Raw genomic sequence first — 20443 nt, 5'->3', positions numbered from 1 at the left:
AATAGTCAGCGTCTAGCCAAAGCGTTATCATAGTGCCATTACAGTAGTGGAATGTATTATGAAAATTGTTGCAGATGAAAATCTGGCATATACCGAATATTTCTTTGCAGAATTTGGTGAAATACAACAAAAAGCAGGTCGCACTTTAACGGCAACTGATGTGCAAGATGCGGATGCACTTTTGGTTCGTTCTGTAACGAAAGTAAATACAACGCTTATTGCTGGATCATCATTAAAATTTGTGGGTAGTGCAACGATTGGAACAGATCATTTAGATATCGCTGCAATTGAGCAACAAGGCATGACATGGTCAAATGCGGCAGGTTGTAATGCGCAAGCTGTTGCAGAATATGTCATTACTGCTTTATTAAAATTAAAACCTGAATTATTAGACGCTGGCGATGCTTTTACTTTGGGTGTTGTTGGTTTGGGTAATGTCGGTTCACGTTTGGCGACAATGGCACAGCTATTGGGTTGGAATGTGATTGGCTACGATCCTTTTGTGCAACGCGATCATGTCAAGCAAGTAGAATTTGCAGAACTATTAAAAACTGCCGATGCGATTTCAACACATGTGCCGTTGACCAAAAATGTTCAGCATTCGACTTATCACTTAATCGATGCATCTGCATTGTCGCAAATGAAAAAAGATGCAATTTTGATTAACTCTGCACGTGGGCCAGTGGTTGCAGAAGCGGATTTAATTACAGATATTCAAAAAAATCAGCGTCAAGTCGTGCTTGATGTATTTGAACATGAGCCAGAAATTTCAGAAGAATTGCTTAACTTAATCACTTTGGTTACACCTCATATTGCGGGTTATAGCTTAGAAGGCAAAGCACGTGGCACACAAATGATCTATGAGGCTTTTTGCAAAACCTTTCATTATGTTGCAAGCAAACAATTTGAAACGCAATTACCCACTTGCGAAGCACTATTCGTTAATCAGACACTAAAAGAAGCGCTAAAAAATCATCTGACAGAAATTTATGATATTGCTCGTGATGATGCAAATCTGCGTGCCTGTCTGGCGGATGGTAAGGTAGATCAAAAAGCTTTTGACTATTTACGTAAAACCTATCCGCTTCGTCGTGAATGGGCTGCGCATGGAGGGCCTAAAGCATGAGTCATGTACATTATCAACCGACTTGTGATTTAGAAGCGATGCGTGCGCGTGCAAAAATGTATGCACAGTTACGTCAGTTTTTTGCATCACGTGATGTATTGGAAGTGGAAACGCCAGTCTTATCTCAAGCAGGGGTAACGGATGTGCATTTGGCTTCAGTACAAGCCCAGCGTCATGTTTTAGGTAAAAAGGCCACGCATTATTTACAAACTTCGCCTGAGTTTGCTATGAAGCGTTTATTGGCGCATGGTAGCGGACCCATTTATCAAATTTGCAAAGTATTCCGTGATGATGAGCATGGTCGTAAACATAATAGTGAATTTACCATGTTGGAATGGTATCGACCTGCATTTTCACTGAAAGATTTAATGTTAGAGGTTACCGACTTATTAAATGTTGTTTTAGCACATCGCTTTGGTGAAGTTAGACCCACCATTTATAGTTATAAACACGCATTTATGGATCGTTTGGATTTGAACCCACTTAAGGCAACGCTACAAGAGCTGAAAGATGCTTGTCGCCGTGTGGGCTTAAATTTAGATTTAGGCGACGACCGTTTAGCCTATATCGATTTATTGTTTTCACACATGGTAGAACCGAGTTTAGGGTTTGATACCCCCGTATTTTTAACGGACTTTCCACCTGAAATGGCATCACTAGCAAAAACGCGTATTGATGAAGACGGTGAGTTGGTGGCGGCACGCTTTGAACTGTATATCGAAGGTTTAGAATTGGCCAATGCCTATGATGAACTGATTGATGCAGATGTGCTTCGTAGTCGTTTTGAGGCGGATAATGCGGAACGTGAAAAGCTTGGTTTGCATATCATGCCGATTGATGAGTATTTGCTAGCTGCCTTACCCAATATGCCCGAATGTTCAGGGATCGCTTTAGGCATTGATCGCTTGCTAATGGTGGTGCAAAATCAAATGAAATTGGAAAAAGTCATTACTTTCACCGCTGATATTTCATAAGATCTATTCAATGATAGGCTGATGATTAAATCAGCCGATCATTTTAAGTATTTCGTAAAGCCCAAACTATAGGCTTCAAATCCTAAGCTTTTATAAAAAACATGGGCTGGATACCGTTCGGGACGATTGCCACTATTAAGTAAAATACGTTTTAAACCTTGTTTGATCGCTATTTTCTCAATAGCCTGCATCAGTGTTCTACCTAAGCCAAGACTTCTATACTGCTCATCAATGACAAAAGCTCGAATTCGAAAAAAACCATCCTCAAATTCCCAGCTGTATTGTTTGATCAATCCTGCATAGCCAATGACTTGTGCATTAGATTCGATAACCAATGTTTGATAATGCGGATCTAAATGAATGAGTTGCCAATGCTTTTGAATGCGTTCAAGCTTAATTTGATAACCGAGTTGGTAGGTAAGACGATGAATATCTTTGAGATCAGTATCTAATTGAAGTGGGCGAATATAGGCATGCATGTAGCAACTGCTCCATTGTTTAGTTAGAGCATAAATGTTTTATTGGTAGATTGATGGTAAAGATTGTTGCAAAAAAGATGAACATTAACGCTGTTATTATTATTTTTACATCTTTATTACTGTTTCGCCAAAAATAAAAAAGCTCCCAAAGAAGCTTTTTTATTTCAGAATGTGCTTAATCAGCAAGAGCAGTGTATTTAGCTTTTAAAACGCCAAGTGCTGCAATTCGGCGCTCAATCAGCATTTCTCCAATATCTGGTCCCTGAATCTCAGGCGGCAAATCCTGTGCTTTAATATTACGCACCACTTGCATAGCATCCAAAACATAGCGTGATTGAGGGTAGTCACGGTCTTCTAAGCCTAAACGGCCTCTAGAATCACATTCACAAGCTTGTACAAAGGCTTCAACACGTTCTGGGCGACGTAATACATCTAAACGTTGTAATAGGCGCCATAAAGTACCCGGTTTTAGGGTAAGTGCTTGGTGGCACTTTAAATGCTCCTTACATACAGCAATTGCTAACTGCATGGTATTTGTTGGAACTTTTAAACGATCACAAACATCAGATACAGGTTTAACACCACGTTCCTCATGCATAATATGGCGTGGCCATTCTTCTGCAGGTGTGAGTGCTTTACCAAGGTCATGAACCAATACTGCAAATCGTACATCAAGGGAATAGCCAGCACGGCAAGCTTGATATAATGACATCATGGTATGAATGCCACAGTCAATTTCAGGGTGGTACTCGGGGCGCTGAGGAATACCGTAGAGTGCATCTAATTCAGGGAATAAGACTTTTAATGCACCGCAACTTCTGAGTACTTCAAAGTATTCATCGGCATGATTTTCCATTAGTGCACGAGATGTTTCCTTCCATACACGTTCAGACGTTAACGCATTTAACTCACCAGAAGTGACCAATTGACGCATTAACTCAAGTGTTTCATCTGCTACACGAAAACCGAGTGCTTTATAACGGGCTGCAAAACGCGCAATACGTAATACACGTAGCGGATCTTCCGCAAATGCATCGGATACATGGCGTAATAGGCGCAATTGTAAATCACGTTGACCGCCGTATGGGTCGTAGATATTTCCATCCTGATCTTTTGCAATTGCATTGATCGTCAGGTCACGACGAATTAAATCCTGCTCCAATGTTACGCTGACATCGGTATAAAACTCGAAGCCATGATAGCCATGTCCGGATTTACGTTCTGTACGCGCTAAGGCGTACTCATCTTTGGTCTCTGGATGAAGGAAAACGGGGAAATCTTTACCCACAGGTTGATAGCCTTGGGCAAGCATGTGTTCCGGCGTCGCGCCGACCACTACATAATCTTTTTCGTGATAGGGGTGTCCAAGCAATTGATCTCGAACTGCACCGCCCACTAAATAAACTTGCATGAAAAAACCTCTATTCTTGCAGTCATCATGCTACAGAATAGAGGTTTTCTCAAGTCAGAACTGTGGATTCAGTGAACTAAATCACAGTGCATTTTTTTCGTTTTCTTGAATTTCAGCAACTGTAAGTGCTGTCATATTCACTAAACGACGTGTTGTCGCTGTTGGTGTCAAAATATGAACAGGCTTCGCTGCACCAAGCAAGATCGGGCCAATGGTGACATTGTTACCTGATGTTGATTTCAACAAGTTAAACGAGATGTTGGCTGCATCTAAGTTCGGCATAATCAATAAATTTGCAGAACCTTTGAAGCGTGAATTCGGGAATGCAAAATGACGAATATTTTCGTCTAATGCCGCATCGGCATGCATTTCGCCTTCAACTTCTAGTTCAGGTGCAATTTCAGTTAAAATTTCGAATACTTTACGCATTTTTTGTGCACTTGGATCATTTTGATCTGAACCAAAGCTTGAGTGCGAAAGTAAAGCAACACGTGGTGTGATACCAAAACGACGTACTTCTTCAGCAGCTAAAATGGTCATCTCAGCCAGCTGTTCAGCCGTTGGATTAGTATTTACGTAGGTGTCGGCAATAAATAAATTGCGATCTTCAAGCATCAATGCATTGAGGGTGAAGAATGTGCTACGACCTTCTTTTAAACCAATCACATTTTTTACGAAGTCAAGGTGAATGTCATAGCTTGAATAGGTACCACAAAGCATACCGTCTGCTAAACCATGACGAACCAGCATTGCTGCAATGAGCGTAGAACGACGACGAGACTCACGTTGCGCGTATTCAGGTGTTACGCCTTTACGTGCCATAAGCTCATAATAGTCATCAGCAAATTGTTCATAGTGCGGGTTTTTCTCTTGATCTACGATTTCAATGTTGAAACCATTTTCAAGGCGTAAACCAAGCTTTTTAATATTTGCTTCAATCACAGCAGGGCGACCCACCAAGATTGGTTTAGCCATACCTTCATCTACAGCAATTTGAACCGCACGAAGTACACGAAGGTCTTCACCTTCAGCGTATGCAATGCGCTTCGGATCTGTTTTTGCTTGCGCAAAAATAGGTTTCATCATGAATGCTGAGTTATAAACAAACTCAGACAAACGTTGACGGTAGTGAGCAAAGTCTTGAATTGGGCGAGTTGCAACACCTGAGTCCATTGCAGCTTGTGCAATTGCTGGTGCAATTTCCAAAATCAAACGTTGATCTAATGGGCGTGGAATAAGGTAATCACGACCAAATGATGCAGATTTTTCACCATAAGATGCAGCATCTGCTTCTACATGTGCCATACGCGCAATCGCGTGTACACATGCAATTTTCATTTCTTCGTTAATGGTGGTTGCGCCAACATCCAATGCACCACGGAAAATATATGGGAAGCAAAGGGCGTTGTTTACTTGGTTTGGATAGTCCGAGCGGCCTGTAGCCATAATCACATCTGGACGTGCAGCGTGGGCATGTTCAGGTAAAATTTCTGGATCTGGGTTAGCCAAAGCGAAGATGATCGGGTTGTCCGCCATCTCTTTAACCATATCTTGAGTCAAGATACCAGCAGCAGAAAGGCCAAGGAACATATCTGCACCCGCCATAACATCGGCAAGTTGTGTACCTTCAATATCTTGTACGTATGCTTTTTTAGAATCATCAAGGCCTTGACGTTGCGTAGTTAATAAACCACGTGAGTCAGCCACAATGATGTTTTCTTTTTTTGCACCTAAGGCACAAAGCAAGTTAAGACAAGATAGAGCAGCAGCACCTGCACCTGAAGCGACAATTTTGAGTTCTTCAATTTTTTTGCCATTCAGTTGTAGGGCATTTAACAGCGCTGAACCAACAATAATTGATGTACCGTGTTGATCGTCATGGAATACAGGAATATTCATGCGTTCACGGAGTTTTTGCTCAATATAGAAACATTCTGGTGCCTTGATGTCTTCAAGGTTAATACCACCAAAAGTTGGTTCTAATGCTGCAACAATATCAACAATTTTGTCTGGATCATTTTCAGCAATTTCGATGTCAAATACGTCAACACCAGCGAATTTTTTGAATAATACGCCTTTACCTTCCATCACAGGTTTAGAAGCTAAAGGACCAATATTACCTAAGCCAAGAACGGCAGTACCATTCGTTACTACGGCAACCAAGTTACCACGTGCAGTATACAGTGCAGCTTTAGATGGGTCTTTTTCAATTTCTAAACATGGTGCAGCGACACCTGGAGAGTAAGCAAGCGCTAAATCATGTTGGTTAACAAGCTGTTTGCTTGGTGTTACGCTAATTTTACCTGGCGTTGGAAACTCATGATAATACAATGCCTGCTGTTTTAAAGATTGATCGTCCATCTGTATCTCGATTGTTTTAAGTTGCCCAGAAAACGGGAGTTTAATAGCTATTAATCAACTGAATATATCACTTGTTAGACAGTTGGGACAGACTCAGCGTGTCATTTTTTGAATCCTGAACTGTCACATTTTTTTGTCTTATATTAAGTAGCTATAAGTGAGGCACAGGTATTTTGTTCTAAATATTCGGTTGCTTCTTGTTCTGGTAGCGGCTTAGAAAATAGGTAACCTTGTGCAATATCACAATCGAGGTCTTGTAAGTATTGAAGTTGCTGTTCGGTTTCAATCCCTTCAGCAACGACGGTCATTCCCATGGCTTTGCCCATTGCAATCATGGCACTCACAATGGCGGCTTGTTTGTTTTGCCCAATTTTAGATACGAAACTGCGGTCAATTTTTAATATATCAATTGGAAAATCAGCAAGATAGGAGAGTGAAGAATAACCAGTTCCAAAATCATCGAGTGAAATATTAATATTACGTAGCTTAATTTCGTTCAGTTGATTTTTAACATCCTCGGAATTTTCTAACAGTGAAGATTCGGTAATTTCAAGTTCTAAATCTTGGCCTTCAATTTGGTTGAGGCTCATTGCATCGTCTAAAACTTCGAGCAATTGTCCGCGTCTGAGTTGCTGTGCAACAATATTCACTGAGACGCAAATATTATTAAAGCCCATGTCTTTCCATTGGCGGATTTGTTTGGCAGTTTGTTGTATTACGATACGACCAATGTCTGATATTAGGCTAGTTTGCTCTGCAAGTGGAATAAAAAGATTAGGTGGAATAATTCCCTTTTCAGCATGATTCCAGCGTACTAGTGCTTCAAAACCACATACATTTTTATCTCTAAAGTTGATTTTAGGCTGGTAATAAACCATTAATTCGTTGTTTTGAATGGCTTTGCGTAAGTCACGTTCGAGGAATATACCTTGCTCTAAAAGGGCTGTATTTTCTTTCGAATAATAACGAATCGTGTTGCCACCTAGTGTTTTAGCTTCGGTGAGGGCTTGCTCGGCACAATTGTTTAAATAATCCAATTGGCGTCCATGCTCTGGGTAGAAAGCAACGCCCATAGAGATGGTAATTAAATGATCTTGTTTGGCAATATTAAATGGCAAGCCAAATGCTTTGTTAATACGTGCACATTGATCGTGTACCGAAGGGCATAAGTGGGACACTTCATACACAATGGCAAAGTCATCACCATTTAAATGCGCCATGAATAGTGCTTCTGGGTTGGTCAAACGCAAACGCTGAGCAACTTGGCGTAGTAATTCATCACCACCGTTATGGTTTAAATATTCGTTGAGTGGGCGGAAGCGATCGATATTGAGGCGAATAATGGCAAATTGTGAGTCACGCTGTGTTACCAAAAGTTTATGTAATTGATAGTTGTAGTAAAAACGATTAGGTAAATCTGTCAGCGTGTCATAATTTTCTAAATAAGATAAACGTTGCTCTTGGAGTTTACGTTCAGTTAAGTCAGACACAATACCAATATAGTGCGTGACTTTATGGTCTTCATCAGTGATGGCATTAATGTGCATCCACAAGGTAAGTTCTTTGCCAGAGAGGAATTTTTCATTTAATTCGCCATCAAACTCATTCATATTCATGAGTTGTTTAATCACACTGTAGTGGGCACTACGTTGTTGTGACTTGTAATTCGCTGTGATGTCAAATAGGTGTTTACCTAAAATTTGGTTGCTACTAAAGCCTGTTAACTTTTCATAATAAGGATTGACGTCGATATAACAGAGCTCTTCGTCGAGTATAAAAATGCCTTCAGCAGCTTGTTGTAATACACTGGTGGCTAATTTAATTCGCTCTTGTGACATTTTTTCTTTTTGAATATCACGACGAATGCCTACCATGCGGATGGCTTTTTTTGTATTTGGATCACGTTCAACCACACGACCAATGTCATGTACCCAAGTCCACTTGCCCTCTGAGTTTTGAATACGGTAGTTGGCTTCGTAACGTTCACTTTCACCGCGTAAATGCAGTTTTAAGGTTAGTTTTAATTGTTCTGCATCATCAGGATGAATTTGGTGTTGTAATTGTTCAAGGTGCTGTTTTGAATCACGGACTTGTTTTTCATATAAGTGGTTGGTGATCCGAATTTTACGATCTTTAATGTTCCAATCCCAAGGTCTAAGGCCTGCAATTTCGTGTGCTAATACTAAGTTTTCTTGTTGATTTTCTAAGTCTTTGTTCATTTGCTCAATATCATAGGTACGTTCACGTACTTTTTGCTCGAGCAGTTGGTTGTTCAGCTGTAGTTGTAGTTCAATATCTTTAGAGTGGTTTATTTCATCTTGAAGCTGTTTGCATAAATCATCTGTCCACGTGACTTGTTGTGCAGCATCTTTCATTAAGAGTTGATTGCGTGCATACGTGGTACTCAGGCGCAGGTTAATTCGATATGACGTTGTTGCACATAATAAAATAACAATAAGTGCAAAATTCAGAGCCAGACTAAAAAGGGGGTTGGTGTCGTGTTGAATAAAATATTGTGAAAATAAAAATGGAATGATCGAAGGCAAAAAAGTGAGACAAAAATAATTTAACTTTTGGGTTAAGTAGGTCAGGCTAAAGCTTTGAGTCACGATCAATAATAATGCTGAAAGTGTTAGCGCATGAATTTCTTCAAAATCTGGATTGATGGTTGGGAGGTAGTTGTAAAGGATATAAATTCCTATAGCTACCAAGCAACCTACGGTAAAACACTGAATTTGTAGCCAGCGATGGGCGTGATTTAAATTATAAAGCCCAGGTTTAAAATGCGCTGTACTTACAAGCCAAAACAGGCAAACGATAATTTCTGTTGTAAAAAACCATGTATAAAAATAAGGTGCAGGCGTTGAACTAAAAAATTTGTAAATACAGAAAATATAGAGACAAACAACGAGAATACTGGTTAGAAAATAACGGCTTAAACGAATTGTATTTGCAATTTGGGCGGCATGATTATGCTCCCGAATATATTCATATTGATCTTCTATCATGAATATCAATGCCTTATTTCAATGTAATAATTAAGTCAATTTTTATTGGCCTAGCTGTAAACAGCTCGAAATCCTTTCAAGGCCATACATTTTATCTAAATAAGGGTAATTGCCAGAAGCACAAAAATCAATCAATATGTATACATAAATATAAAAAATCAGATGAAATTATTGATTATTCGATAATTAAGTATAGAAAGTGCAACAACTGGGGCGGTTTCTGTACGTAAAACACGTTCACCTATGCACCAATTGATAAAGCCAGCTTGGTTAGCACTTTCAATTTCTGCTTCACTTAAACCACCCTCTGGGCCAATGAGCAATGCGATATTTGGCGTTGCATTGGCTAAGACGTCTGTTTGGTCCTTGTTTGGAGCAAGTACGAGTTTAGTGACTGGTAATTTAGAAGCAAGCCATTTGTCTAAACTAATGGGTGCAAGGATTTTTGGAACCACATTCAAACCGCATTGTTCACAGGCTGCAATCGCAATACCTTGCCAATGATCTAATTTTTTTTGGTCGCGGTCATACTTCAAACGCATTTCACAGCGTTCAGAAGTGAGCAATTGAATTTCAGAAACACCGAGTTCAACCGCTTTTTGAATCGCATAATCCATGCGATCGCCTTTACTCATGACTTGGCCAAGTAAGGCTGTAAAAGCAGGGGTACGGTTGGCAGGATTAAAAGCTGTTACAGCAACAGATGCTGATTTTTTAGCAACGTCCGTTAATGTCACTTCGTATTCGCCACCTTGGCCATTAAAGAATGTGGCAGTTTCACCTGTTTGCGCGCGTAGCACTTTAACCCAGTGATGAAATACTGTTTCAGTCAGTTCGACAGTGGTATCAACATTTAGGTCTGCTTCAATAAAAAAACGAGGCATTTGGCTTTACTCTCAAAAGGTGAAATAAAAAGACTTCTGAATTACGGCTTATAACTATCTCAGTAAAGAAATAGGAAATTTTGTAAGGCTCAGAAGTCTAAAATACTTAAGCCAGACCTAAGTCTTGCACAAGCTGGCGAGTTGGATCAGTGGTGTTCATGGTGTAGAAGTGCAGGCTTGGTGCACCACCTACAATTAGGCGTTCGCAAAGTTTTACAATCACTTCATGACCAAAGGCTTTGATTGAATCAGTATCGTCGCCATAAGTTGCCAATTGCTTACGAATCCAGCGAGGAATTTCAGCACCTGTACCATCAGCGAAGCGAATGAGGTTGCTTGCATTGGTAATAGGCATAATGCCTGGTGCTACAGGAATGTTCACGCCTTCTTTTTGAATGCGTTCTACGAAGTAGAAGTATGCATCTGGATTAAAGAAGAACTGTGTCAATGCTGCATTTGCGCCTGCATTGGCTTTATCACAGAAACGTTTGATGTCTAAATCAAAGCTGTCTGCCTGCGGGTGCATTTCTGGGTACGCTGCCACTTCAATTTTGAAATGATCACCTGAATGTTCACGAATGAAACGTACAAGATCAGTTGCATAAGGCAATTCGCCTAAGCCAACTTGGCCTGAAGGTAAGTCACCACGAAGTGCAACAATACGGTCAATGCCTTGTGATTTGTACAAATCTAGAAGTTCTGCAATACGTTCTTTGCTGTCACCAATACAAGAAAGGTGAGGAGCAACAGGTGTACCTTTGCCATTAAAATCGGCAAGGGTAGACAGTGTACGTTCACGCGTAGAACCGCCTGCACCATAGGTTACAGAGAAAAACTCAGGATTTAATAATTGAAGTTCTTGGTGAACAACTTTAAGTTTTTCCGCGCCAGCATCAGTTTTGGTCGGGAAGAACTCAAAGGAAATAGGAATCTGTTTTGACATGTTCAAATCCTTTTTTATAAATACTGTTTGTTTATTATTGCCCTCATCCCAGCCTTCTCCTGAGCCATATATGGCGCAAGAGAAGGAGAGTCCATGAGAAAATTAAATTCTCAATGGAAAGTTCCTCTCCTAACAGGAGAGGTTAGGAGAGGTGAAAAACTTAGTATTTATAAGCCTCAGCTTTGAACGGGCCTTCAACTTGAACACCTAGGTAATCAGCTTGTTCTTGAGTCAAAGTTGTCAATACGCCGCCGAAACCAGCAACCATTGCCGCAGCAACTTCTTCGTCTAATTTCTTAGGAATAAGTTCTACACGGATTGCAGCTTGTTTTTGATCTTCTGGAAGATCAGCAAATTTTTCAGCGAATAGGTGCATTTGACCCAATACTTGGTTAGCAAAAGAACCATCCATAATACGTGATGGGTGACCAGTTGCGTTACCAAGGTTCACCAAACGGCCTTCAGAAAGAAGGATTAAGTAATCGTTTTCGTTTTCTGTACGATACACTTGGTGAACTTGTGGCTTAACTTCAACCCACTTGTAACCGCGTAGGTAGTTTGTGTCGATTTCAGTATCGAAGTGACCGATGTTACAAACAACAGCACCAGCTTTTAATGAATCAAGCATTGCTGCGTCACATACGTGGTAGTTACCAGTAGTCGTTACGATCAAGTCAGTGTTTTGAAGAAGATCAAGGTTGATATCTTCTTTTTTGCCAGTTTGAACGCCGTTTTTGTACGGAGCAACAACTTCGTAACCGTCCATGCATGCTTGCATTGCGCAGATTGGGTCAACTTCAGTTACACGTACAATCATGCCTTCTTGACGAAGTGATTGAGCAGAACCTTTACCTACGTCGCCATAACCGATTACAAGCGCACGACGGCCAGATAAAAGCATATCTGTACCGCGTTTGATTGCATCATTTAGAGAGTGACGGCAGCCGTATTTGTTGTCGTTTTTAGACTTAGTTACAGAGTCGTTTACGTTGATTGCAGGAACTTTTAAAGTACCGTCGCGGTGCATTTCGTAAAGACGTTGAACACCTGTTGTAGTTTCTTCAGTAATACCGTGGATTTTAGCAATCACTTCAGGATATTTTTCGTGAACAAGTGCAGTTAAGTCACCGCCATCGTCCAGAATCATGTTGGCATCCCAAGGTGTGCCGTTTACGTTGATTTGCTGTTCTAAGCACCAAACGTATTCTTCTTCAGTTTCGCCTTTCCAAGCAAAAACTGGAATACCAGCAGCCGCGATTGCAGCAGCAGCGTGGTCTTGCGTAGAGAAGATGTTGCATGAAGTCCAGCGAACTTCTGCGCCTAATTCAACTAGAGTTTCAATTAAAACTGCAGTTTGAATTGTCATGTGGATACAGCCAAGGATTTTCGCGCCAGCAAGCGGTTTAGCTGCAGCATAGCGTTTACGAAGACCCATTAGCGCTGGCATTTCTGCTTCAGCAAGTTTGATTTCTTTACGGCCGTAGTCAGCTAGTGAAATGTCGGCAACTTTGTAATCTGTAAATGAAGCATTAACCGCGTTCATCACGATCTCCTTAATAAAAACAATTGATCATTATGTTCGCGGATGCCGTTGTTGATTGAAACGAATGTTCAACCGAATCGTCGAGCCTAGCGATCTTATATTTAGTGCCTATAAGAAAGTCGCAGCATCCCTCGACTAGCGAAGTATTGTACTTGGAAATAGAGTGAGTTCCAATCTTCAATTGGTTAATATCTGTCATATAAGTAAATTTCGAGATTGTACTATGATGGATAGCTTTAATTACCCTATCAAAGAATGGGGTGAAATTAAGGATGATTATAAAAATGGGAGTTTAATAATTGGCAATGGGGCTAGTGTTGCTCTGCATCAAAAATTTCGTTTTGATTCTTTAAAAGAAGAAGCTGAAAAATTAGAACTTTTTAATGCAGATATATCCAAACTTTTTAAGGAGTTTGATACAGATGATTTCGAGTTAGTTTTGAGATTAGTTTGGCATGCAAAGTTGGTAAATAATCATTTAGGTATACACGATACAAAAATTGATTCAGCTTATGAGAATATTAAAAATGCTCTAATCGAAGTTGTTAAAGAAGTTCATTGCGAACATGCACAAATATTTGATCATTTATCTGATCTTTATAAATTTACAAAGCAGTTTTCTACGATTGTTTCACTTAATTATGATTTGATTCTGTATTGGATACGTATGTATGGTAATGGGAGTAGCATCAACAATGATGGTCATATTTTTAAAGATTGCTTTATTGGATACGGCCAGTTTGATCATGATTGGGAAAAGTTTAAACAACCATACGGACGGCATCAAAAAGACGTCACGTTGACCTTTTACCAACATGGTAATTTATGTATCTTTAGAGATGCTAAAAATGCTGAGAATAAACTACAAAGAGATGAGTCTAAAAGTTTATTGGATGTTATTACATCGCAGTGGTGTGAAGACAAAATTCCATTATTTATAGCTGAAGGCACAGGGATTAAAAAATTAGAGTCAATAAAAAGTAGTCCATATTTGAGCACAATATTTTATGAAGTTTTACCAAGCTTAGTGGCTGAAAATAAAAATTTAGTTATTTATGGATGGGGCTTAGGTGAACAAGAGTCCCATTTAATCCAGCAAATTTTTAAACAAGGTACTGTAGGTAAAGTTGCTATCTCGACTTATTCTAAAGAGCAGAAAGAATGTCATCGGATTAATACATTAATTAAAGTAATAGCTCCTAAAATAGAAGTAGAATTTTTTGATAGTCAAAGTTCAGGTTGTTGGAATAATCCCTAAAATTAAAGTATTTGTATTAATATTAATATTAATATTAATTTTAGATAAATTTTGAGTTCCTTTCATGTCTTTGGAAATCCCAGAAGCACTTGCCAATTTAGAAGCCAATGGCGGTATCTATGCCGTATGGATGCTGCTGCAGCACTTAGGCCTAGATGCTGAAATAGATCAGCTGGTCAATGTGTGCGGCTATGATGCAGAGTATGGAACAAGTTCATTGGGTCTTGCCATTGGCTTAAAAAAGTTTGGCTATCAGATTCAATTTCATACTGATGAAGACTTAGAGCCAAGTGAAGAAGATCTAAAGGAATTGAACACAGCACAACAAATTCAATTGCCAATTTTACCTGCACTTAGCTATGCAGAAATCCAGCAAGCTTTTGAGCAAAAGCAATATGTGATTGTGTATTACGACACTTTAGAAGGTGAGGGCAATCACTCGTTGGTGTATGCAGTTGATGCCAATGAGATTAGTTTTTTTGACAGTTTTGAAGCAATGCCAGCAGCGTTATTTGAACAACAACGTGCAGTGGAAGGTATTTTTAGACAAGCCATTGTTGTTGATGCTTAATGTAAGAGTGCAAAAAATTACAGCCCATTATGATGGGCTGTATTGCTTATTGCTCAGTATTTTTGCTTTCAGCAAGCTGTGCTTGTTGATCCCAAAAATCAGCTTGTTCTTCATTGGCATCAATACCTAAGCCATTTGCATAGATAAAAGATAAATCGCGCATGGCTTGTACATCGCCTAATTTGGCTGCTTGTTCAACCAGTTCAATAGACTTGCTCACGTCTTTTTCAGTGGCATCACCACGGCGGTAATAGCCTGCTAACTCAAAAATAGCGGCAGCATGTTTATCTTTGCTGGCCTGAGTTAACCAATTAAAACCATATTCAAAGTATTTTTTAGACTCTTCTGGGTCTTCTTCGCGTAATTCTTTAGCATAAACTGTATAGCCTTCACCCAGCCAATACATTGCTTCAGTTAAGCCCAATTGTGCTGCTCTGAGTGCCCATTCTTCAGCCAGATCAATATCGTCTTCATGTTCGCTGTGCATATAGGCTTCGGCTAGCTCAAATTGAGCTTCAGCATTACCAGCAGATGCACGATTAATTAAAGCAATAGGGGGAGTAATACGCTGCGACATAAGGCAACCTCAAAAATAAACCTGCCTAGATTAAAGTGATTGGCTCAGAAAAGCGAATTTTAGCCATAAAAAAAAGCGATCCGAAGATCGCTTTTTTAGAAGTGATGCTTAGCTTTCTTGTTGAATGCCAGCAACCAACCAATCTTGTGTAGAACCAGCAGGTTTAACAAAATGCCAAATTTCTGCAAATGGTTGTGGAAGGCTGTTTAAGTCTTCGCTCACAGTACCTGTAAAGCGAACGCTTACAACGTATTGGCCATTTTCAGTTGCAGAATCAGTCACCATTGCATTTAAGTTAGAAAACTCAGCAACGTCTTGATCTTGGTTAGCCATAATATCTTGATACATTGACTGGTAAAGATCAGGAGTTAAATAACGCTGAATTTCTGAAATATTGCTCGCCGTATTCATAGACTGAATATGGTTAAAGCGTTGGCGTGCAATACGTAAGAATGCTGCAGGCTCAGTACCATCAGGCAACTGACTACCAGAATTCGTGTATGCGCCACCTGCAAAAGGTGCGTTATTTACAGGTGCAGATGGTGTTGAACCGCCCACTGATTGACCAAAAATATTGGTGTTATCACCGCCACGAGGCGCATTAGGTGCTTGACCAAATGGTGCTGTATTACCAGCACCACCATTGTTAGGTGCGTATGGGTTGTTAGTAGCTAGTTTTTTTTTTGCGCCCATCTTACGGAAAATGAAGAAGGCAACAGCAGCAGCTAGTAAGATCCAAATCCAGCTTGGAAGACCACCTTTTTCTTCTTCAGCTGGTGCAGCAGCTTGCTGCTGAGCTTCCGAAGTTGCATGAGTGTTCTTGTCATCTGCTAATGCATTGGCTGCTACCGCACCAATTGCAGCACCAGCTACACCAGCAGCAACCATACCGCCAACGCCTGGACCAGATTTAGCAGGCGCAGTTGCAGGAGCAACTGGCTGTTGAGCTGGAGTAGCTTGACGAGGCTGTTGGTAAGACTGAGTTGGTGCTGCTTGACGAGACATACCATGGCTTTTACCACCACCAGCACGTTTCGCTTCAGCTGTTAAAGGCGCTACTAATAAAGCAGCCGTTAATAAACCCGCAATCAAACCACGCTGTCGAACTTCCATTGAGTTTTCCTATAAAAAATAAAAAGAAATAGATTCTTCTTATTTATGCAGTCATTTGCGCTGAATTTCAATATCTAAATCGTATTTTTAATTAAAAAATATACAAGCAAACATCACTTGGATTAGCTGAGCTCTTCACTTAAGTTCATCGCCTCTGTTAAAGCTTCGTGTAAACGGGCGACAGAAATGATTTGTACGCCTGCAATCGATTTTTGTGGCGCATTGCCCCGAGGCACAATAATGTATTTAAATCCATGTTTAATCGCTTCTTTTAAGCGCTCTTGACCATTGGGCACAGGGCGAATTTCACCAGATAACCCGACTTCACCAAAAACAGCTAGCTGTTGTGGTAAGGCCTTACCGCGAATACTGGATGCACAGGCAAGTAGGACTGCTAAATCAGAACCTGTTTCGGTAATTTTTAAGCCACCCACGATGTTTACATAGACATCTTGGCCTGAGGTTTGTACGCCACCATGTCGGTGCATAACAGCAAGGAGCATATTTAAGCGGTTTTGTTCTAAGCCCAAAGCCACGCGACGTGGTTGCCCATGCGCATCATCCACTAAGGCCTGAACCTCCACTAATAGTGGGCGTGTACCTTCACGGCTAATCATCACAATCGAGCCTGGAATGGCTTCGTCATAACGACTTAAAAAAATAGCAGAAGGGTTAGATACTTCGCGTAGGCCTTTATCGGTCATGCCAAACACGCCCAGTTCATTGACCGCTCCAAAACGGTTTTTAACCGCACGAATCATACGAAAGCGAGAGTCTGCTTGTCCTTCAAAATACAATACACAATCGACCATGTGTTCTAATACGCGAGGGCCTGCTAATGAGCCTTCTTTGGTCACGTGACCCACAATAAACAACGCCGTGCCACTATTTTTGGCAAAGCGTGTGAGTAAAGCTGCCGACTCACGAATTTGTGAAACACCGCCAGGTGCAGATTGTAAGGTTTCGGTATACAGCGTTTGAATTGAGTCTAAAATGGCTACAGCGGGACGTTCATGTGCCAGTACTTCGCAAATACGCTCAACACAGGTTTCGGCCATAACCTTTAATTGATCCGTGGGCAAATCGAGTCGATTAGCACGTAGCGCAACTTGAGAAAGTGATTCCTCACCTGTGACATAGAGTGCTGGGCTATTGGCAGATGCCATGTGCGTGGCGGTTTGTAATAAAATGGTAGATTTACCAATACCAGGGTCACCACCAATCAGTACCACTGAACCTGTGACTAAACCGCCACCCAATACACGGTCAAATTCGCCTATGCCAGTTGCCAGACGTGTTTCATTGGACACTGAAATCTTATTGAGTGTGGTAATACTGGCAGCTTGGCCTGCATAACCACCGCCCATTTTCGGCTGTGCGCGATGGCTGACAGCAGGTGCAATGCTGACTTCATTTAAACAATTCCATTCCCCACAATCGCTACATTGGCCTGACCATTTAGGATGGTCTGCACCACATTGTTCGCAACGATAAACACTTTTTGCTTTTGCCATAACCCAAGTCGAAAGCTGTTGTCATTGTGCAAGAGCATAACCATGAATAAGTTGGAACGCTATGGATTCGAATGAAAATTGGCTGTTTCCAGTCAATCTGTGTCGCATAAGTGCTTGCTCATTAGCATGAATTGCATTTCAGGCTCTATAATAGATGCTTAAATTACTCAAAATGGATCACTGCAATGCCAATGCTAATACAACATATCGATGCGATTGCGCGTGAAAAAAAACGTGATGTGCTTTTTTTACATTTTGAAAATTACATTGAAGATAAAGATTTAGAAGACAATGCGCGTAATGTTGTTTTGGCATGGTTAGATGAACATGGAATTGCATATACACCATGTATGGGCATTGAGGATGAAAGTCTCATTGATGGCTATTTAGGAGATGTTTATTTAGAGCTTCCATTTGATGAGCAAGATCCACAATATCAATTGGTGCAACAGCATCTTGAAGATGAAGAGGGTAATATGAAAATTGAAGATGTCTTCTTTTTTGTATTATCGCTGGAAGTGGCTTTAGAAATTGAAGCTGATCGTCAAGAGTCAGCTGACTTAGAAAATCAGTTTGAAGATGAAGACCAAGATTCTACGGCACGTGGTCGTTTAAGTTAAGGTTTACCATTGAGTATTTATTTGGATGCTCATGGACACATTAAAAAAGCCACACAAATGTGTGGCTTTTTGAGCGGTAGACTTTGTTTTAGTACAGTTCACCGTTTTTACGACGTTCAATAAAGTCTTTGGATTCTTTCACAATAATGCCCGAAAGGAGTAACAGTGCGAGACAGTTTGGTGCAGCCATAAGTCCATTAAAGGTATCTGCAAATAACCAAACCAAATCAAGGGTCACCACACAGCCTACAAAGACAGATGCGATATAAATAAGACGATAAATTAAGATGGATTTATCACCCAATAAATAAGTACAGCATTTTTCGCCATAGTAGCTCCAACCTAAAATCGTTGAATAGGCGAAGAAAATAATACCAAAGGTCACCACCCAGCCACCAAAACCTGGTAGGAGTTTGTCAAATACACTAATCGTGAGGACAGCACCGGTTTGATCGCCAAACGAATTGCCAGCCATAATAAAGCCCATGACTAAAACAATACCAGTGATTGAGCACACAACAATTGTATCGAGGAATGTACCTGTCATAGATACAAGACCTTGGCGTGCAGGATGATCAGTTTGTGCTGCTGCTGCCGCAATGGGCGCAGAACCCATACCTGCTTCATTTGAGAATACACCGCGTGCAACACCATAGCGAATTGCAGCACCGATTGCGCCACCTGCGGCCGCTTCACCTGTAAATGCATAAGTAAAGATCAATTTTAGTGCAGGGACAACCAGCTCTAGGTTGTTCACAATAATGATGAGACCGCCTAACACATAGCCTATCGCCATGACAGGAACAATCACCGAAGACGCTTTTGAAATTGATTTAATACCACCTAAAATGACCAAGGCAGAGAAAGCAGTAATGATAATCGCTGTGGTAAGTGTACTAATGCCTAAGCTCTTTTCAACCGCTAATGCCACAGTGTTAGATTGCACGGAACTGCCAATACCAAAGGATGCCAAGGTACCAAACAGCGCAAAAAGTACTGCCAGCCATTTCCATTTAGCGCCTAGTCCACGCTCGATGTAATACATCGGGCCACCAGACATTTCACCTTTTTCATTTTTTATACGAAATTTAACTGCCAATACGCCTTCGCCGTATTTAGTGGCCATACCAAATAGCGCGGTCATCCACATCCAAAATACAGCACCAGGGCCACCAAGTACGCAGGCTGTAGCAACACCTGCAATATTACCCGTACCAATCGTGGCTGAAAGGGCCGTCATGAGTGAGGCAAATTGACTAATATCACCTTCATGTTTTTTGGGATGTTTACCAAAGACTTGTTTGAAAGCCAATGGCAACATACGGAATTGCCAAAATAATAAGCGGAATGTGAGGAACACACCTGTACCGACAATCAGTACGAGCATGTAAGGACCCCAGACTAATCCGCTTAGGGTCTCCATAAAATTTTGTAAGTTTTGCATATTTTTCTTATCCATCCCATCTAGGTTATTTAAGCTTGCATTAAGCAAGTGCTATGCCAGTTAGTCGAAACTTCCAGTGTTTAATTCCTTTTTGAGGCAAGGAGGTTTTTTTATTACTCATGTTTTCAAGTTTTTATATTGATGTATGCGTTGATGTCACTACTTATATTTAGTGTAATATTTATACTTTGTATATAAGAAAAATAAATTAAATACAGCAATTAATCCGAAAATACAGATCAAGCGAAAATAATTTTGTATTTTTTTAATCAATTAAGTTAATTTGTGCCGATTGGACAGCAAAATTGAATCAAGAATGAATCACCAAAATAATAGTTCGCCAGCTGAAAATGGCGATCTGCAACGTAGTCTGTCTAACCGACATCTCCAATTAATTGCAATTGGTGGCGCGATTGGTACGGGCTTATTCATGGGCTCTGGTAAAACAATTAGTTTGGCAGGTCCATCTATACTGGTGATCTATATGATCATTGGTTTCATGGTCTTTTTGGTCATGCGAGCATTAGGTGAACTTTTGTTATCTAACTTGCAGTACAAGTCATTTAGAGGTGGTCCCACTTGTTTGAACAACTAAAAGCGTATTTATAAGTGATATT

The 20443-nt window shown here is 40.5% G+C and carries 16 protein-coding genes and 1 pseudogene; 6 read left to right on the top strand and 11 right to left on the bottom strand.

The window, feature by feature from the left end; translation table 11 throughout:
- Positions 1-58: 58 nt before the first annotated feature.
- Both C9E88_RS17050 and epmA read left to right on the top strand, forming a co-directional pair.
- Positions 59-1126 carry a 4-phosphoerythronate dehydrogenase gene (locus C9E88_RS17050; protein ID WP_106986427.1) on the top strand — a complete coding sequence of 356 codons (1068 nt, stop codon included), beginning with the start codon at positions 59-61 and terminating at the stop codon, positions 1124-1126.
- Positions 1123-2100: an EF-P lysine aminoacylase EpmA gene (epmA, locus tag C9E88_RS17045; RefSeq protein WP_106986426.1), complete on the top strand. Its 978-nt coding sequence runs from the start codon at positions 1123-1125 to the stop codon at positions 2098-2100. Before C9E88_RS17050 ends, epmA begins: the two co-directional genes overlap by 4 nt.
- 38 nt (positions 2101-2138) lie before the next feature.
- Here epmA and C9E88_RS17040 read toward each other — a convergent pair whose 3' ends face one another.
- The 7 genes from C9E88_RS17040 to ahcY form a co-directional block, all read right to left on the bottom strand.
- Positions 2139-2579 carry a GNAT family N-acetyltransferase gene (locus C9E88_RS17040; RefSeq protein ID WP_106986425.1) on the bottom strand — a complete coding sequence of 147 codons (441 nt, stop codon included), beginning with the start codon at positions 2577-2579 and terminating at the stop codon, positions 2139-2141.
- 175 nt (positions 2580-2754) lie between these two features.
- Positions 2755-3990, bottom strand: coding sequence for a multifunctional CCA addition/repair protein (locus C9E88_RS17035; protein WP_106986424.1), 1236 nt, complete (start codon positions 3988-3990; stop codon positions 2755-2757).
- 81 nt (positions 3991-4071) lie between these two features.
- A complete protein-coding gene (locus C9E88_RS17030) occupies positions 4072-6351 on the bottom strand; it encodes an NADP-dependent malic enzyme (RefSeq protein ID WP_106986423.1) in 2280 nt (759 codons plus the stop codon).
- 143 nt (positions 6352-6494) lie between these two features.
- On the bottom strand, positions 6495-9359 hold the full coding sequence (locus tag C9E88_RS17025) for a putative bifunctional diguanylate cyclase/phosphodiesterase (RefSeq protein WP_106986422.1): 2865 nt from the start codon (positions 9357-9359) through the stop codon (positions 6495-6497).
- A gap of 158 nt (positions 9360-9517) precedes the next feature.
- On the bottom strand, positions 9518-10243 hold the full coding sequence (locus tag C9E88_RS17020; RefSeq protein WP_106986421.1) for a 16S rRNA (uracil(1498)-N(3))-methyltransferase: 726 nt from the start codon (positions 10241-10243) through the stop codon (positions 9518-9520).
- 106 nt (positions 10244-10349) lie between these two features.
- Positions 10350-11186, bottom strand: coding sequence for a methylenetetrahydrofolate reductase [NAD(P)H] (gene metF, locus C9E88_RS17015; RefSeq protein ID WP_106986420.1), 837 nt, complete (start codon positions 11184-11186; stop codon positions 10350-10352).
- A gap of 160 nt (positions 11187-11346) precedes the next feature.
- The gene (ahcY, locus tag C9E88_RS17010) at positions 11347-12729 is read right to left on the bottom strand and encodes an adenosylhomocysteinase (protein WP_106986419.1); all 1383 of its coding nucleotides are present in this window, start codon (positions 12727-12729) and stop codon (positions 11347-11349) included.
- Positions 12730-12952: 223 nt separating this feature from the next.
- On the opposite strand from ahcY, the gene C9E88_RS17005 reads away from it, so the two are divergent.
- Both C9E88_RS17005 and C9E88_RS17000 read left to right on the top strand, forming a co-directional pair.
- The gene (locus C9E88_RS17005) at positions 12953-13987 is read left to right on the top strand and encodes a DUF4917 family protein (RefSeq protein ID WP_227865869.1); all 1035 of its coding nucleotides are present in this window, start codon (positions 12953-12955) and stop codon (positions 13985-13987) included.
- Between the two features lie 64 nt (positions 13988-14051).
- Positions 14052-14558: a cysteine peptidase family C39 domain-containing protein gene (locus tag C9E88_RS17000; protein WP_106986418.1), complete on the top strand. Its 507-nt coding sequence runs from the start codon at positions 14052-14054 to the stop codon at positions 14556-14558.
- A gap of 46 nt (positions 14559-14604) precedes the next feature.
- Here C9E88_RS17000 and C9E88_RS16995 read toward each other — a convergent pair whose 3' ends face one another.
- The 3 genes from C9E88_RS16995 to radA form a co-directional block, all read right to left on the bottom strand.
- Positions 14605-15135 (bottom strand): tetratricopeptide repeat protein, encoded by a 531-nt coding sequence (locus C9E88_RS16995; protein WP_106986417.1) that lies wholly within the window; start codon positions 15133-15135, stop codon positions 14605-14607.
- Positions 15136-15243: 108 nt separating this feature from the next.
- Positions 15244-16248 carry a Tim44 domain-containing protein gene (locus C9E88_RS16990; RefSeq protein WP_106986416.1) on the bottom strand — a complete coding sequence of 335 codons (1005 nt, stop codon included), beginning with the start codon at positions 16246-16248 and terminating at the stop codon, positions 15244-15246.
- A 122-nt stretch (positions 16249-16370) separates the two neighbouring features.
- A complete protein-coding gene (gene radA, locus C9E88_RS16985) occupies positions 16371-17762 on the bottom strand; it encodes a DNA repair protein RadA (protein ID WP_106986415.1) in 1392 nt (463 codons plus the stop codon).
- Between the two features lie 185 nt (positions 17763-17947).
- On the opposite strand from radA, the gene C9E88_RS16980 reads away from it, so the two are divergent.
- The gene (locus C9E88_RS16980) at positions 17948-18382 is read left to right on the top strand and encodes a hypothetical protein (protein ID WP_106986414.1); all 435 of its coding nucleotides are present in this window, start codon (positions 17948-17950) and stop codon (positions 18380-18382) included.
- Positions 18383-18470: 88 nt separating this feature from the next.
- On the opposite strand, the gene C9E88_RS16975 is transcribed toward C9E88_RS16980, so the two are convergent.
- On the bottom strand, positions 18471-19826 hold the full coding sequence (locus C9E88_RS16975; RefSeq protein WP_106986439.1) for an alanine/glycine:cation symporter family protein: 1356 nt from the start codon (positions 19824-19826) through the stop codon (positions 18471-18473).
- Between the two features lie 316 nt (positions 19827-20142).
- Between C9E88_RS16975 and C9E88_RS16970 the strand changes: the two are divergent.
- Positions 20143-20391, top strand: a pseudogene (locus C9E88_RS16970) (amino acid transporter); the annotation flags it as partial.
- Positions 20392-20443: the final 52 nt, after the last annotated feature.

It is taken from the genome of Acinetobacter cumulans (assembly GCF_003024525.3).
GTDB lineage: Bacteria > Pseudomonadota > Gammaproteobacteria > Pseudomonadales > Moraxellaceae > Acinetobacter > Acinetobacter cumulans.
Note: the sequence above shows the minus strand (reverse complement) of the source record. Positions and strands in the feature narration are given on the sequence as shown.